Source organism: Iodobacter fluviatilis (genome assembly GCF_004194535.1).
Taxonomy (GTDB): Bacteria; Pseudomonadota; Gammaproteobacteria; order Burkholderiales; family Chitinibacteraceae; genus Iodobacter; species Iodobacter fluviatilis_A.
Map to the genome: position 1 here is coordinate 3,857,582 of NZ_CP025781.1, position 14,489 is coordinate 3,872,070.

15 protein-coding genes are annotated in these 14,489 nt (G+C 46.6%); 14 read left to right on the plus strand and 1 reads right to left on the minus strand.

Translation table 11 applies throughout. The features are described from left to right. Positions 1 to 93 precede the first annotated feature (93 nt). The gene (gene nadB, locus C1H71_RS17145; RefSeq protein WP_130107643.1) at positions 94 to 1,677 is read right to left on the minus strand and encodes an L-aspartate oxidase; all 1,584 of its coding nucleotides are present in this window, start codon (positions 1,675 to 1,677) and stop codon (positions 94 to 96) included. 310 nt (positions 1,678 to 1,987) lie between these two features. Between nadB and rpoE the strand changes: the two genes are divergently transcribed. The 14 genes from rpoE (at position 1,988) to C1H71_RS17215 (ending at position 14,478) form a co-directional block, all read left to right on the plus strand. Continuing rightward, a complete protein-coding gene (gene rpoE / locus C1H71_RS17150; RefSeq protein ID WP_130108272.1) occupies positions 1,988 to 2,596 on the plus strand; it encodes an RNA polymerase sigma factor RpoE in 609 nt (202 codons plus the stop codon). Between the two features lie 30 nt (positions 2,597 to 2,626). Beyond that, a complete protein-coding gene (locus C1H71_RS17155; RefSeq protein ID WP_130107644.1) occupies positions 2,627 to 3,112 on the plus strand; it encodes a sigma-E factor negative regulatory protein in 486 nt (161 codons plus the stop codon). Beyond that, a complete protein-coding gene (locus C1H71_RS17160; RefSeq protein ID WP_130107645.1) occupies positions 3,113 to 4,087 on the plus strand; it encodes a MucB/RseB C-terminal domain-containing protein in 975 nt (324 codons plus the stop codon). It begins immediately after the preceding gene. Positions 4,088 to 4,092: 5 nt separating this feature from the next. Continuing rightward, entirely contained in the window at positions 4,093 to 4,566 is a 474-nt protein-coding gene (locus C1H71_RS17165; RefSeq protein WP_130107646.1) for a SoxR reducing system RseC family protein, read from the plus strand. After that, on the plus strand, positions 4,563 to 5,969 hold the full coding sequence (locus tag C1H71_RS17170; protein WP_130107647.1) for a DegQ family serine endoprotease: 1,407 nt from the start codon (positions 4,563 to 4,565) through the stop codon (positions 5,967 to 5,969). Before C1H71_RS17165 ends, C1H71_RS17170 begins: the two co-directional genes overlap by 4 nt. Continuing rightward, positions 5,966 to 6,211: a glutaredoxin family protein gene (locus tag C1H71_RS17175; RefSeq protein WP_130107648.1), complete on the plus strand. Its 246-nt coding sequence runs from the start codon at positions 5,966 to 5,968 to the stop codon at positions 6,209 to 6,211. Before C1H71_RS17170 ends, C1H71_RS17175 begins: the two co-directional genes overlap by 4 nt. 201 nt (positions 6,212 to 6,412) lie before the next feature. Further along, on the plus strand, positions 6,413 to 8,206 hold the full coding sequence (gene lepA / locus C1H71_RS17180) for a translation elongation factor 4 (RefSeq protein WP_130107649.1): 1,794 nt from the start codon (positions 6,413 to 6,415) through the stop codon (positions 8,204 to 8,206). Between the two features lie 109 nt (positions 8,207 to 8,315). Beyond that, on the plus strand, positions 8,316 to 9,275 hold the full coding sequence (gene lepB / locus C1H71_RS17185; RefSeq protein ID WP_130107650.1) for a signal peptidase I: 960 nt from the start codon (positions 8,316 to 8,318) through the stop codon (positions 9,273 to 9,275). Between the two features lie 11 nt (positions 9,276 to 9,286). Beyond that, on the plus strand, positions 9,287 to 9,661 hold the full coding sequence (locus C1H71_RS17190) for a DUF4845 domain-containing protein (RefSeq protein WP_130107651.1): 375 nt from the start codon (positions 9,287 to 9,289) through the stop codon (positions 9,659 to 9,661). Between the two features lie 2 nt (positions 9,662 to 9,663). After that, complete coding sequence (rnc, locus tag C1H71_RS17195; protein ID WP_130107652.1) at positions 9,664 to 10,401, plus strand: ribonuclease III; 738 nt, start codon at positions 9,664 to 9,666, stop codon at positions 10,399 to 10,401. Beyond that, the gene (era, locus tag C1H71_RS17200; RefSeq protein ID WP_130107653.1) at positions 10,398 to 11,324 is read left to right on the plus strand and encodes a GTPase Era; all 927 of its coding nucleotides are present in this window, start codon (positions 10,398 to 10,400) and stop codon (positions 11,322 to 11,324) included. The genes rnc and era overlap by 4 nt, the downstream gene beginning before the upstream one ends. 5 nt (positions 11,325 to 11,329) lie before the next feature. Next, entirely contained in the window at positions 11,330 to 12,049 is a 720-nt protein-coding gene (gene recO / locus C1H71_RS17205) for a DNA repair protein RecO (RefSeq protein WP_130107654.1), read from the plus strand. A 345-nt stretch (positions 12,050 to 12,394) separates the two neighbouring features. Further along, complete coding sequence (locus C1H71_RS17210) at positions 12,395 to 12,757, plus strand: SpoIIAA family protein (RefSeq protein WP_130107655.1); 363 nt, start codon at positions 12,395 to 12,397, stop codon at positions 12,755 to 12,757. 14 nt (positions 12,758 to 12,771) lie between these two features. Next, positions 12,772 to 14,478 carry a hypothetical protein gene (locus C1H71_RS17215; protein WP_130107656.1) on the plus strand — a complete coding sequence of 569 codons (1,707 nt, stop codon included), beginning with the start codon at positions 12,772 to 12,774 and terminating at the stop codon, positions 14,476 to 14,478. Positions 14,479 to 14,489: the final 11 nt, after the last annotated feature.

Below are 14,489 nucleotides of genomic sequence, written 5' to 3' on the forward strand. Positions count from 1 at the left end.
CATAATCAGGCACATTGAATGCGTGTTTTATATCAGGAAGGCACAAAACCCCGCAATGCGATTGCGGGGTTTTGTGTTTTTAATTCAGTGCGTTTAATCGGGGCTAAGAATAGTGCTTTGGGCTTCGCTTAACATGCCCGGGTAATCTCGGCTGTAGTGCAGGCCGCGGCTTTCTTTTCTATCCATGGCGCAGCGCACGATAAGCTCGGCAGATTGCACTAGATTACGCAGCTCGATTAAGTCGTTAGAAACACGGAAGTTGCTGTAGTAATCGTCGATTTCATGCTGCAGCAGCTCAATGCGGTGCAGGGCGCGCTCAAGGCGCTTATTGGTGCGCACAATGCCAACGTAATCCCACATAAAGCGACGCAATTCATCCCAGTTGTGCGAGATCACCACTTCTTCATCAGGATCAGTGACTTGGCTTTCGTCCCATTCTGGGATGCTGGGGCGCTCAGTAGCGACGGCTTTTAAGATGTCGGTGGCGGCCGCTTTGCCGAGCACCATGCATTCTAGTAAGGAGTTGGAGGCAAGGCGGTTGGCACCGTGCAGGCCGGTGCAGGCCACTTCGCCCACGGCGTAGAGGCTGGCAACGTCGGTGCGGCCAGCCATATCGCTGACTACGCCACCGCAGGTGTAATGTGCCGCTGGTACTACTGGGATGGGCTCTTTGGTGATGTCGATGCCTAGCTCTAAGCAGCGTAAATAGATATTAGGGAAGTGCTCTTTAATAAAGGCGGCGGGTTTATAGGAAATATCCAGATAAACGCAGTCAAAACCGCCTTTTTTCATTTCAAAGTCAATCGCACGGGCGACGATATCACGCGGGGCCAGCTCGGCGCGCTCATCGTGCTGGGGCATAAAGCGGGTGCCATCGGGTAGCTTTAAAATACCGCCTTCACCACGCACGGCTTCAGTAATCAAAAATGATTTGGCATGCGGGTGATAAAGGCAGGTAGGGTGAAATTGGATGAATTCCATATTGGCCACGCGGCAGCCTGCGCGCCAGCCCATTGCAATGCCGTCACCCGTTGCTACATCAGGATTGGTGGTGTAGAGATAAACTTTGCCTGCACCACCGCTGGCCAGCACGGTAGAGCGAGCGGCGATGGTTTCAACGTGATCTGTTTCTTTGTTGTAAACGTAAGCACCGTAGCAGTGCTTGCCTTCACGGCCTAGCTTTTGATCGGTAATTAAATCAACGGCAATGTGCGATTCAAGTACGGTGATGTTTGGGTGGGCTGCTACTTTATATGCCAAGGTATCGATGACGGCCGCGCCGGTTGCGTCTGCAGCATGAATAATACGCCGGTGGCTGTGGCCGCCTTCACGGGTAAGGTGGTAGCCTTGATAGGCGCTATCGCCTTCAGTGTCTTTAGTGAAAGGCACGCCCATCTGAATGAGCCAATCAATGGCTTCTTTGGAATGCTCTACAATAAAGCGCGTGCTGTCATGGTCACATAGGCCTGCGCCTGCAACGTGGGTGTCACGAATATGCAGCTCTACGCTGTCGGTGCCATCAAGTACTGCCGCAATGCCGCCCTGTGCCCAGCCGCTGCCACCATCACGCAATTCGCGTTTGGTGACTAGGCCCACTTTGATGTGGTCAGCTAAGTGCAGAGCCATAGTCATCCCGCCAAGACCGCTGCCAATAATTAACGCATCAAATTCCCGCATTGCTGATGTTCCATTCCCAGAAAAATGAAATATTAACAGAGGCTAGACTTACGTAGCCGTGTATAAAGCCAAATCTGTTCATACAAATGCAAGTTGACTTGATAAAGATCATGGTTAGCCCCATGTCACAGGTAGCCTGTTGGAATTAAGGCGGATTTGTTGTGGGGAACTGATTGTCTTATGCGCTGCGCATTTTTCTTGCGTGCCAACACATCACTTCAAGGTTTATTGGGTCTTCCATGAAGATATGATGCTTTGTAGGTGCTTAATTTTGACAGACGGCTAGAAATATATTTGGGAGGTATCCTTGATTCAGCGTACCGATCGTGACATCGATCAGGAGCTTGTAGTGCGGGCGCAGGCGGGTGATAAGCGTGCTTTTGAGCTGCTGGTGGTGAAGTACCAGCGTCGTGTGGCACGGCTATTGTCGCGCCTGATCCGTGATCAAAACGAAATTGAAGACGTATCGCAAGAGTCTTTTATCAAGGCTTATCGTGCCTTGCCTTCTTTTAGAGGGGAAAGTGCTTTTTATACGTGGCTTTATCGTATTGCTATCAATACCGCAAAAAATCATTTGTCGACTTTAGGCCGTCGTCCCCAGCTATTGGCGGATTACGAGGATGAAGAAGGTGAGTCGCTTGATGCTGCGGCACAAATACCGGATTACCACACGCCTGAAACTGAACTCTCTAACCGGCAGATTGTCTCTACAGTAAATGCAGTGGTGGATGAGTTGCCATCTGAGTTGCGCACAGCGATTACCTTGCGTGAAATGGAAGGTTTGAGTTACGAAGACATCGCTGCGGTGATGAATTGCCCTATCGGTACGGTGCGCTCACGTATTTTTCGCGCTCGAGAGGCAATAGCAGACAAGCTCAGGCCCTTATTGGATATCGTTGGTCGAGATAAGCGCTGGTAAGCTTTGCATAGGATATGAGAGGAAAATACGATGAAAGAGAAACTTTCCGCCTTGATGGATGGTGAGCTAGATGTCTCAGAAATAGATGGCTTACTGGCTGAAATGAAACGCAAACCCGAGTTAAGCAATGCTTGGTACGATTGGCATCAAGCCAGTGATAGCTTGCAAGAACATCCGCTCTTGTCGCCGCAGTTTATGCAGCGCTTTTCTGCACGCTTGGCTGAGGAGCCAACGGTGGTTGCTCCGCAACGCTTGAAGCGTAGTTCGGTTATGAAAAAATTATTAGTGCCTTTAACTGCCGCGGCATCGATTGCATTTGTTGGCGTAGCGGTTTGGCAATCTAATACCGTTTTAAATATCGCACCTTCAATGGTTGCGGTGCAAAGTAATCATAAAGTCGTGGCAAAAGCCCCTGCTGTGCGTGCGTATTTGGCGGCGCATAGCCAAGAATCGGGTAATGTTTTGGCGGAGCGAGATATCGTTTACGCTAATTTTGGCACGGAGACTGTGCGCTAAATGAGCGACTTGCTGGATAGATTAAAACCCCTCGTACTTTGTATAAGTTTGTTTTTGCCGGTGAGTGCTTGGGCCGCATCTGAGTTAAATAACTCAGATGCGGCTATTTTGATAAATCGGATGGTGGCTGCGGCTAAGCAAGCTGATTTTCAAGGGACGTTCATGCATCAGCATGGCGATTCAACAGAGACTTTTCGAATCGTGCATGTAGGCAGTGAGTTACTTGAGATTGAGCGCCGTGAATCCTTGGACGGCCCACGTCGTGAGTACGTTAGAAAAGGCGATCAAATCAGCATCTACTTGCCCTCCAAAAGGCCGGTGTCTTTAGATCGTCGCTTTAGCTCAAAACTGTTCCCTCAGCATTTGCCAGAAACAGCCGAAGCGGTGCTGCTTAATTACAAGCTAAAAAAATTAGGTATGGAGCGAGTTGCAGGCCTAAATGCACAGGTGTTTGAGCTGGAGCCAAGAGATGTGTTTCGTTTTCCTATGCGTTTATGGATGCACACTGATAGCGGCTTGATTCTTAAATCTGAGCGCCTTGGCCCTTATTCACAGCCTGTTGAGCTGTTTGTGTTTTCAAACCTTGTGTTAGGTAAATTTGATCGCGCTCTGCTTAACCCCGTTAATCCATTGCGTCCTGTGGTGGTGGAATCAAATCAAGGGGTGGCCAGTAGTCCTGTTGAGCCTTTATGGCAAATAGAGCACCTGCCGCGAGGTTTTCGTTTTCTTAAAAGTATTCAGCGCACTTTACTTGGTAAAGAAATGCCGGTTGTGCAGCATTTGTATAGCGATGGGTTGGTGACGGTGTCGGTGTTTTTGGAGCCCGCTGTTGCTGAAGTCAAAGAAGCGGCTTCTCATCAAAGTGCGATGCATATGTATGTTCGGCAAATTGATGGAAAGATGGTGACGGTCTTGGGTGAAGTGCCTGCTGATGCGGTCAAAGCGTTTGCTTATGCTTTTAACCCGCGTAAGTAAGACGCATGATTGAAACTGAGGCACAGGTTATTCGCATCGATGGGCTGCATGCGTGGGTTAAAATCAAGCCACATACGCCTTGTGGGCAATGCGATCCTAAAACTGGCTGTAAGTCGGTCGCGGTGAGCCGCATGTTTTCACAGACTCAAGAAGGCTTTCGTGTGCAAAGCCCGCTTTCATCCAAGGCGGGTGATTTGGTTACTGTGGCAGTAGAAGAGCAACAGCTACTTAAAACCGCCGCGTGGGCTTATGGTGTGCCGCTATTTTTGCTCATCGTGGGTGCTGCTCTAGGGCAGTGGCTTCTGCCTCAATCGTCAGCATATTCTGTGCTTGGCGCATGTTTTGGCTTTGTAGTGGGGTTTGTGCTGCTAAAGCAGCAGCACCAGCTGGCGGCGTCAGCCGAACCAGTCATTGTGGCGAGTAGGCAATCAAGCCTCTCGCCGTTTCTTAGTCCTTGTCAGATGAAACGTAAACCATGATGAAAAAACTAATTGCCAGTGTAAGTTTTGGGTTTGTAGCTAGCACCACATTTGCTGCTAGCTTGCCTGATTTCACTCAGCTGGTCGAAAAAGAAGGTCGTGCGGTGGTGAATATTTCAACCACTTCCACTATCAAAGAGCAGCCACAGCAAGTGGGCGATGAAGACGGGATGGATATTTTTCGCCGTTTTGGTTTTCCTGTGCCTCGCATGATCCCGCGTAATGGGCTACAGCAGCAGCCTCGGGAGCGTCAGGCGCAATCGCTAGGCTCTGGTTTTATCATGGCCGCAGATGGTTATATCCTTACTAATGCTCATGTGATTGCTCAGGCGGATGAAATCACCGTTAAGTTAACGGATAAGCGCACTTTTAAAGCCAAAGTGATTGGTGCGGATGCGCGTACCGATGTGGCTTTGCTTAAAATTGATGCCACAGGCCTACCAAAAGTCACGCTTGGTGATGCAAATAAACTCAAAGTGGGTGAGTGGGTGGTCGCGATTGGCTCGCCATTTGGCTTTGAAAATACCGTGACAGCGGGGATTGTTTCAGCCAAGGGTCGTAGCCTGCCCGACGAAACTTTTGTGCCGTTTATTCAGACGGACGTGGCGATTAACCCCGGTAACTCTGGCGGGCCGCTATTTAATATGGCCGGCGAAGTGGTTGGGATTAATTCGCAAATTTACAGCCGCTCGGGCGGGTTTATGGGATTATCGTTCTCGATTCCGGTGGATGTAGTGATGAAGGTGGCGGATGAGTTAAAAGCCACCGGCAAAGTGACGCGCGGTCGGATTGGTGTGGCAATTCAAGAGCTAAACGATGATCTAGCTAAAAGCTTTGGTTTAAGCAAAGTGAGTGGTGCACTGCTGGCTAGCGTAGAAAAAGAGGGCCCTGCTGATAAAGCAGGCTTAAAGCCTGGCGATGTAATCTTGAAATTTAACGGTCAGGTCGTTACCTCATCGAGCGATTTGCCTAAATATGTAGCCGCTGTACGCCCTAGTAGCAAGGTGCCAGTGCAAATATGGCGTGATAAGGCACTACGCGATGTGACAGTGACAATCGGTGTGCTTGAGCAATCTGATCGCATCAATGCTGAGCGTGAGTACCGCGGCAATCAAAATGATGAAGGCGGGCGCTTTGGATTGTCTTTACAATCAGTGGAGGCGGCTCAGCTGAAGGCGATGGGCGTGAAGTTTGCGGTACAAGTGCAGGCGGTACGTGGCACTTCGGCAAAGGCGGGTCTGCAGCCTGGCGATTTAATTGTGGCGGTAGGTAATCAAGAGCTCACCAGCCTTGGCCAGCTAAAGCAATTGCTGACTGCTTTAAAGCCGAATGAAGCGAGCGCGCTAAGGGTAATTCGTGGTGATGCTTCGATGTTTCTAACTTTGCGTGCGCCTGCTAAATGATTGCTCTTAAAATATATGGCCGCGAATATTGTGGTTTGTGTTTGCTCATGCGCGATGCCTTGCAGCAGCAGGCATCGGCTAAAGGCTTTGTTTTAGAGTGGATTGATATCGATGATATCGACGATTTAGAAGAGAAGTATGGCGAATGGGTGCCGGTTTTGACGGTTGTGGATGGGGTGGAAATATGCCATTACCACCTTGATCAAGCAGCTCTTGATGCCTATCTTGCTAATTTCCGTTAAAATCACTGCAAATTAATATCTGGGGTGCGAAAGCGAGCTATCGGATTTTCAAAAATCGACGGCAGATCAAGCTTACAGCATCACAGCGCGCTGATCGATATACTAGCGCGCTGCGTTGCCGCTGATAGCTTGAATCCTGAAGATTTTTAAATTCGGTACAGCTCTTTCGTGCCCCTTTTTACGTGAATTTTTGGCAGACCAATGGATCATATTCGTAATTTCTCTATCATCGCTCACATCGATCACGGCAAGAGCACGCTGGCTGATCGCTTTATTCAATTCTGTGGTGGCCTTGAGCTGCGTGAGATGAGCGCGCAAGTGCTTGATTCGATGGATATCGAAAAAGAGCGCGGTATCACGATCAAGGCGCAAACCGCTGCGCTGTCTTATAAAGCCCGTAATGGTGAGATTTATAATCTTAATTTGATCGACACCCCTGGGCACGTTGACTTCTCTTATGAAGTAAGCCGATCTTTAGCTGCGTGTGAAGGCGCATTACTGGTGGTTGATGCCTCACAAGGCGTTGAAGCCCAGACTGTGGCTAATTGCTATACCGCGCTGGAGCAGGGAGTGGAAGTGGTAGCGGTATTAAATAAAATCGACTTGCCTGCTGCTGATCCTGAACGTGTGATTCAAGAAATTGAAGATATTATCGGCATCGAAGCGACTGATGCGGTGCATGCTTCTGCCAAAAGTGGTATTGGTATCGAAGATATTTTGGAAGCGCTGATCGTTAAAGTACCAGCTCCTAAGGGCAATCCTGATGGTGCGTTTAAGGCGTTGATTGTGGATTCGTGGTTTGATAACTACGTTGGCGTTGTTATGTTGGTGCGGGTAGTTGATGGCCAGATCAGCCCGAAAGAAAAAATTATGTTTATGTCGAATAAATCGCAGCATCTTTGCGAACAAGTCGGCGTATTTACCCCAAAAACAGTGCAAAGAACAGTGTTGAAAGCCGGTGAAGTAGGCTTTGTGATTGCGGGGATTAAAGAAATTGCCAATGCTAAGGTTGGGGATACCATCACCACGGCTAAAGATCCCGCCACTGAGCCTTTGCCTGGCTTTAAAGAAGTAAAGTCACAGGTATTTGCGGGGCTGTATCCGATTGAAGGCCATGATTACGAAAAGCTGCGTGATGCCTTAGAAAAACTCAAGCTAAATGATGCCTCATTGCATTACGAGCCAGAAGTTTCGCAAGCACTGGGTTTTGGTTTCCGCTGTGGTTTCTTGGGCTTGCTGCACTTAGAAATCGTGCAAGAGCGCCTTGAGCGTGAATTCGATATGGATCTGATTACTACCGCGCCAACGGTGGTGTATGAGTTGTTGCTTAAATCAGGCGAAGTGATTCATATCGAAAACCCATCCAAGCTGCCAGATCCTTCTAAATACGAAGAAATCCGTGAGCCGATTATTACCGCCACCATCTTAGTGCCTCAGGATTATGTGGGTGCCGTGATGACGCTGTGTAATCAAAAGCGTGGTAATCAGCGCAATATGCAGTATATGGGCCGTCAGGTGATGCTGAGCTATGATCTGCCAATGGCTGAAGTGGTGATGGATTTCTTTGATCGCCTTAAATCTGTGAGCCGTGGTTATGCATCGCTCGATTACGATTTTAAAGAATTCCAAGTAGCTGACTTAATTAAGCTGGATGTGCTGGTGAATGGCGAGCGCGTAGACGCTTTAAGCCTGATTATTCACCGTAGTAGCAGCCAGTATCGTGGTCGTGAGTTGGTGGCCAAAATGCGCGAGCTGATTCCGCGTCAGATGTATGACGTAGCGGTACAGGCGGCCATTGGTAGCCAAATTGTGGCGCGCGAAACGGTAAAAGCCACGCGTAAAGATGTATTGGCAAAATGTTATGGTGGTGATGTTTCGCGTAAGCGTAAACTGCTGGATAAGCAAAAAGCAGGTAAGAAGCGCATGAAGCAAGTGGGTAACGTTGAAATCCCACAAGAAGCTTTCCTTGCAATCTTGCAAGTGAGCGATAAGTAAGTCATTAGAAAAAAATTTTCTAGCATCGTTATTTCAATGTGGCGCATTTAAGCTGCTTCCCGTATCGATGTACTTTGCTAGAAAACTCTCCCTATAAAAAGGAAAACGGATGAACTGGTTGTTTCTCGGAATTGTTTTCGTCATTTTAGGGCCCGTGTTGGTAGCAATCGGTGCCAAGCATGAGCGTAAAGGCAGTGAGCCACCTTCTTTAGTGCAGTACGGCTATCTGGCTGTGGTAATGGGCTTATTTATTGTCTTAGTACAATACTGCTCTATTTCTGCCGCTATGCTTATTTTTGTATTGGTGACGGGGGTAATTTGGGGTTTAGATCGGTTTGTTTGGGCAAAGAAGCGCGGTGAAACACCGATTGCAGATTGGGTTGAATATGGCCGTGGTTTCTTTCCTGTATTGCTAGCGGTATTTGTACTGCGCTCGTTTGTGGTTGAGCCTTTTCAGATTCCATCTAGCTCAATGCGCCCTGGTTTAGTGGTGGGTGATTTTATTCTAGTGAATAAATTTGCCTATGGTTTGCGTACGCCTGTAATCAATAATGTGATGGTGCCAGTAGGTAAGCCAGAGCATGGCGATGTCATGGTGTTTAATTATCCAGAAAATCCATCGCTTAATTATATTAAGCGGGTCATCGGGTTACCTGGGGATACCGTTGAGTATCGCAATAAAAAGCTAACGATTAATGGTAAGCCTGTGCCAACCACGGATATGCCAGACCACCAGTATGTAGAGCAGGGCACTTATTTAATTAATAATAAGCAATACAATGAAAAGCTAGGTCAGCATGATTATTCCACTTTAGCGATGGCGGATGTGCCATCGGTAAATATGGGTGAAGTGCGCGATTTTCCTTTTCGTGAAGATTGTCGCTATGATGAAGCAGGCTTTAGCTGCAAAGTTCCAGAAGGCCATTTCTTTATGATGGGCGATAATCGTGACCATAGTGCTGATGGTCGCTATTGGGGCTTTGTTCCTGATAAATACGTAGTAGGTAAAGCGTTTCTTATTTGGCTTAATTTTAAGGATATGGGCCGCGTTGGCACCTCCATTCGTTAAGGAAATTAATAATGTATAGTCAGCAGCGTGGTTTGTCTTTTGGCTCTTTTTTAATGTTTGCAATTGTAGGGGCGGTCATTGCCATTACGGCGCTGAAAGTAGTGCCGACTTATTTGGAATACTTTACCGTTAAAAAAGCCATTGAACGTACGGTTAAAGAATATGGTGCTCAGCAGCCAGCGGCTATTAGAGAGGCTTTTGGGCGTCAAGCATCTGTTGATAATATTCGGGATATCAGTGCTGCTGAATTGCAAGTTTCTCAGGCTAGCAGTGGCACAACGGTAAGTTTAAGCTACGAGCGGGTTGTTCCAATCGTGGGAAATATGAGTCTGTTGTTCGCTTTTGATATCCAGAAATCGAATACGCAGCAAGCTGCAGGTAATTAGTCGTGAGTGTTGTTCTTCCCCCGGAGCGCCTATTAAGGGTGCTCTCTTATTCTTTTAATGAGCCAAAGCTATTTAAACAAGCTTTAACGCATCGTAGTTTTTCTTCTACGCATAATGAGCGCTTAGAGTTTATTGGTGATGGTGTTCTTAATTCCTTGATTGCACTGGCTTTATATCAGGCGTTCCCTACGCTGCCCGAAGGGGATTTATCCCGCTTACGAGCAAGCTTGGTACGTCAAGAAGCCTTAGCCAGCATTGCCACCGAGCTTAATTTGGGTGATTTTATTTGGCTGGGTGAGGGCGAGCTAAAAAGTGGCGGCCATCGTCGTCCTTCCATTTTAGCGGATGCCTTAGAGGCGATCTTGGGCTCTATTTGGTTAGATGGTGGCTTTGATGCGGTTTCAACCGTGGTGCAAGCGCTGTTTGCATCAAGGCTTGCTGCCATTGATCCGCTGCTTGGTGCAAAAGACGCCAAGACTAGCTTGCAAGAGTGGTTGCAGGCTCGCCGTTATACGTTGCCGGCGTACACTATTCTTCGGCAGGATGGCGAATCGCCTGATCAGATTTTTGAAGTGAGCTGTGGTATTGCTGAAGTGAAGTTGCTAACTAAAGGTGTTGGCACAAGTCGCCGCGCCGCTGAGCAGCTTGCCGCCGAATCGGCCCTCACCATTTTGCAGGATAAGTTCCCGCTAAAAAGTAAGCACGCAGCTAGCAAGCTAGCCAAAGGTAAAAGCGCATGAGCGAGATAGATATTCAAAACGAAGTAAACGATTTTCGTTGTGGCTTCGTGGCCATTGTAGGTCGCCCCAATGTTGGTAAATCAACGCTACTTAATCAATTGATTGGCCAGAAGATCAGCATTACATCACGTAAAGCACAAACCACACGTCACCGTATTACTGGTGTGCATAGTTCAGAAACCGCTCAATTTGTATTTGTAGACACGCCCGGTTTTCAAACTAAATACCAAAATGCTTTAAATCAAGCCATGAATCGCAGTGTGACCAGCACCTTGGCCGATGTCGATGTGATTTTGTATGTGATTGAAGCGGGTTATTTTAGCCCCGCTGATGAAGAAGTGTTGAAGCTCTTACCTACTAATCGCCCTGTATTATTGGTGTTGAATAAGATAGATGAGCTGAAAGATAAAAACGAGATGTTCCCGTTTATTGAGGCAATGAATGCACGTTTTGATTTTCATGCCATTGTGCCGATTTCTGCACAAAAAAATCTAAGTGTGGATGTTTTGCTGAAAGTGGTAGAGCCACTGCTGCCTAAATCGGTGCCTTTATACGATATAGATCAAGTGACCGATCGCAATGAACGATTTTTGGCATCTGAAATCATTCGCGAAAAGATCTTTCGCTTGATGGGTGAGGAATTGCCTTACTCTATGACGGTAGAAATTGAAAAATTTGAAGACGATGAAATGCGCGATGGCCGTGAGCTACGTCGCATTCATGCCGCCGTATTGGTGGATAGGGATGGGCAAAAAGCCATGTTGATTGGCCAAAATGGCGAAAAGCTGAAACGTATCGCCACCGAAGCACGTCAAGATATGGAAAAACTCTTTGATGCTAAAGTTTTTTTGGAAGTATGGGTCAAAGTGAAAAACGGCTGGGCGGATGATACTCGCTTGGTTCGTCAGTACGGTTACGAATAAAGCCCGTGGCAAGACCTCATAAGCTACGCATTGATACGCAGGCGGCTTTTGTATTGCACCAGTATCCATACAAAGAAACCAGCCGTCTGCTCGATGTATTTAGCCGCGATCATGGCCGAGTTATGATGGTGGCTCGGGGCGCTCAACGCCCCGGCTCGCAGCTGCGTAGTATTTTATTGGGCTTTCAGCCTGTGCTGCTGTCTTGGTTTGGTGTGGGTGAGCTTAAAACTTTACACTCGGCGGACTGGCAGGGTGGTATTCCCCAGCTACGCGGCCTGCCGCTGCTGTGTGGTTTTTATTTGAACGAGCTATTGCTCCGTCTTCTGCCTCGTGATGAACCTCATGCTCTATTGTTTGCTAGCTATTTTGAGGCTATTCGCGCCTTGTCTATATTACCTAGCGATGGATTAGGGGTAGAGCCGGTTCTGCGTGAGTTTGAGCGCATCTTGCTCGATGCAATGGGCTATGGTGTTGATTGGGCGCTGTGTCAAGGGCATCCAGTGAGCGCAGAGCGTAGCTATGGTTTTGATCCAACTCTTGGCATTATTCCTGCACAAAGTCATTTGCCTCAGTATCAGGGGCAGGCTTTGCTCGCCTTTGCCGCGGGTGATTACATGGGAGTGGCTAGCCAAGGTAAATTATTAATGAGGCAGGCTTTTGCTGCTATTTTAGGTGATGCGCCCTTACATACGCGCCAGCTGTTGATTGATTTGCAAAAACTTTAATCGGCTTAGTACTTTTCTTAGTTGATGTTATAGCCGTGAATGAAATGCGGGTTAAGTTAAAATTCTTAGCCTTTTTTGCAGTGACTAGCCTTCAATATTTAATTTGGTAATTCATCTGAATTAGCGAATACTTAAATCGCAAGGCATATAATTGAAATACGTCCTAAAAAATCACTCCACTTTATTGTAAAAATAAGCTTTGAGCTGAAACAATAACGGCTGTATTGGCGTTAAATTAGCCTAAATAATTTAGGCAAATGTAACCCTTGTCGAAACAGGGGAAAGCTAAGTAAACTAGGTAGTAGCCATTGTATTTTGGCATTTTTTCTTGGGCAGGAGTCCGCGATGATTAGCATTTCACAAGAAAGCGATTATATTCAGACTACCGTTTTGGGGGAATTCACTTTGCAAGACTATCGTGAATTTGAAGAAAGCGTGCTTTATCAGTCTAAGTTTCATGGTCCAGTGGCATTATTGTTTGATTTGCATGAAATGCTAAGCTATACGCTTGACATGGCTTTAGAAGAACTAAAATTTGTGCGTGAACATGGGCAAGAGTTTAATCGCATTGCGGTTGTTACTTCGGATCAATGGGTGACTTGGTCTGCTTGGCTAAGCCGTATGTTTACTGATGCTGAAATTGGCATATTTGATGATACTAATGACGCTAAAGCGTGGCTTGTTCAATCCTCTGAACTTAATGCCTGACTGATAGGCGAATTATGCGTAATTTTTTAACGACTATTTTTTCTAAAGATAAATCGCCATTTGCTAGTGTAAAGGCTGCTACGTCGTGGTGTAAACGTTTGCAAGAGGTTGATACACAATCACAGCAGCTAAAAATACATCAGGCTGTAGCCGCGTTTATGACTGAGCAAAGAGTGGCAAGCTTAGAAAGTTTGCATGTTTTGCTATTGCTTGATGATGCTGTTCAGTTGTCTTATGAGGCTGTTTGTTACCAATACATTTCTAATCCACGTATGTCGAAAGACATTGAGGCGAAGCTTTGGAAGCAAATTACTCACTTTGCTGCAGATATGGTGGCTATATATCAGTGCTTTGTTCAAGCAGAGGTTGAAGGGGGCAAAAAAGCAGAGCTTGCACTGCTGATGCCCAAGGTATTAGCACGTAGCTTGCATTACTTATCAATACAAGCCAAATGGCATTATTTTAGATTTGAAAAAGTGCCATCTAAGTTATGGATTTTATCACATCAGCTTTATCGTCTATCTGAAATAGAAGGATGTGATAGCAATCCTTTCCCACTTTATACCTTGCACGGTAAAGAGGTAACTTCTTGCGCCGATGAATATATCCAAATGCTGATGTTGGGCTCTTTGTCGAGTAATAACCTATCTGTGCGGCAAATTGATTGGGTTGATCGATGGCTTAATCAATGGTCAAAACTTATTCAGCTATCCCGCAAGTTTCAAGAAGGGCGTTATCATCTTTGCGTGAATTTACAAGCTCCAGAAGGGCCTCAAAAGATTCAGCCAGATTGCGAGGGTGAGCCATTCAGGTATTGGGGCTTGCACGATTTAATGCAGGATGTGGCTGATTTATTGCGTCGACTAGATGGCGGCAGCTTGCCACGCGATATTGGCATGGGTAAAGATTGCCCTGCGCCATTGGCTTTAGAGTTGCTCAAACATTTAGATATGTTTTGGTCATTAAGTATTAGAAATAGCGTAGTGCAAAGAAGTGAGCGTAAGAAAGTAGCTAAAATTGCTGACATAATCAGCGGCTTGGATTGTATTGTTGGACATGTACGCTTAGATAACGATAAATTTATGCGTAAATCAGCGACGGATGAACGGGGTCACGTTGATTATGACGAAATCATGGATATGCGCTTATATGGCTTTGTTTCTACTCGCACTAAAGAAAAAATATCACCCGCTAAACAAGTCGAAAATAAACAAAATGACTGGTTTGTGTGGAGTATAGAAAACGAGAGCGCGGGTGGTTATGGTGCGGTAGTGCAGTTTTCAGAAAATGAGTGGGTAAGGCCTGGCTTATTGCTGGCTAACCGTCTAGGACGTAATGAAAACTGGCAGCTTGGTGTGATTCGCCGTCTTAATCGTTTAACTGATAATGAAGTTTATGTAGGCATTCAGTCATTGGCCATTGCGCCTGTTGCCGTGAGCTTATATATGGAAAAAGAAGAGCGAAAAGAGCTTATTTCCTTAGCCGAAGATAGCGCGTTTGGTGTCTCTGATTTACCAAATTCGCGGATGGCTTTATATCTGCCACATCAGGTAGATGGAAAAAATGTGAATACACTTATTTTGCATTCGGCTGATTATGGAACCAATAAAATTTATCGTGTTCAAGCGCGTGAGCGGGTATTTATGGTGCGCTTAGGTTCTGTAATTGAAAAAGGCATTGATTGGATTTGGGTGACGGTATTTGTATTAAGCCAAGAATAAATTGTATTTTA

What these genes read in the sequence shown, in the direction of transcription:
- C1H71_RS17175 (WP_130107648.1), top strand. Translation starts at nt 5,966, where the DNA reads ATGATTGCTCTTAAAATATATGGCCGCGAATATTGTGGTTTGTGTTTG.
- C1H71_RS17210 (WP_130107655.1), top strand. Translation starts at nt 12,395, where the DNA reads ATGATTAGCATTTCACAAGAAAGCGATTATATTCAGACTACCGTTTTG.
- C1H71_RS17215 (WP_130107656.1), top strand. Translation starts at nt 12,772, where the DNA reads ATGCGTAATTTTTTAACGACTATTTTTTCTAAAGATAAATCGCCATTT.
- C1H71_RS17170 (WP_130107647.1), top strand. Translation starts at nt 4,563, where the DNA reads ATGATGAAAAAACTAATTGCCAGTGTAAGTTTTGGGTTTGTAGCTAGC.
- C1H71_RS17165 (WP_130107646.1), top strand. Translation starts at nt 4,093, where the DNA reads ATGATTGAAACTGAGGCACAGGTTATTCGCATCGATGGGCTGCATGCG.
- C1H71_RS17190 (WP_130107651.1), top strand. Translation starts at nt 9,287, where the DNA reads ATGTATAGTCAGCAGCGTGGTTTGTCTTTTGGCTCTTTTTTAATGTTT.
- C1H71_RS17160 (WP_130107645.1), top strand. Translation starts at nt 3,113, where the DNA reads ATGAGCGACTTGCTGGATAGATTAAAACCCCTCGTACTTTGTATAAGT.
- lepB (WP_130107650.1), top strand. Translation starts at nt 8,316, where the DNA reads ATGAACTGGTTGTTTCTCGGAATTGTTTTCGTCATTTTAGGGCCCGTG.
- C1H71_RS17155 (WP_130107644.1), top strand. Translation starts at nt 2,627, where the DNA reads ATGAAAGAGAAACTTTCCGCCTTGATGGATGGTGAGCTAGATGTCTCA.
- nadB (WP_130107643.1), bottom strand. Translation starts at nt 1,677, where the DNA reads ATGCGGGAATTTGATGCGTTAATTATTGGCAGCGGTCTTGGCGGGATG.
- lepA (WP_130107649.1), top strand. Translation starts at nt 6,413, where the DNA reads ATGGATCATATTCGTAATTTCTCTATCATCGCTCACATCGATCACGGC.
- era (WP_130107653.1), top strand. Translation starts at nt 10,398, where the DNA reads ATGAGCGAGATAGATATTCAAAACGAAGTAAACGATTTTCGTTGTGGC.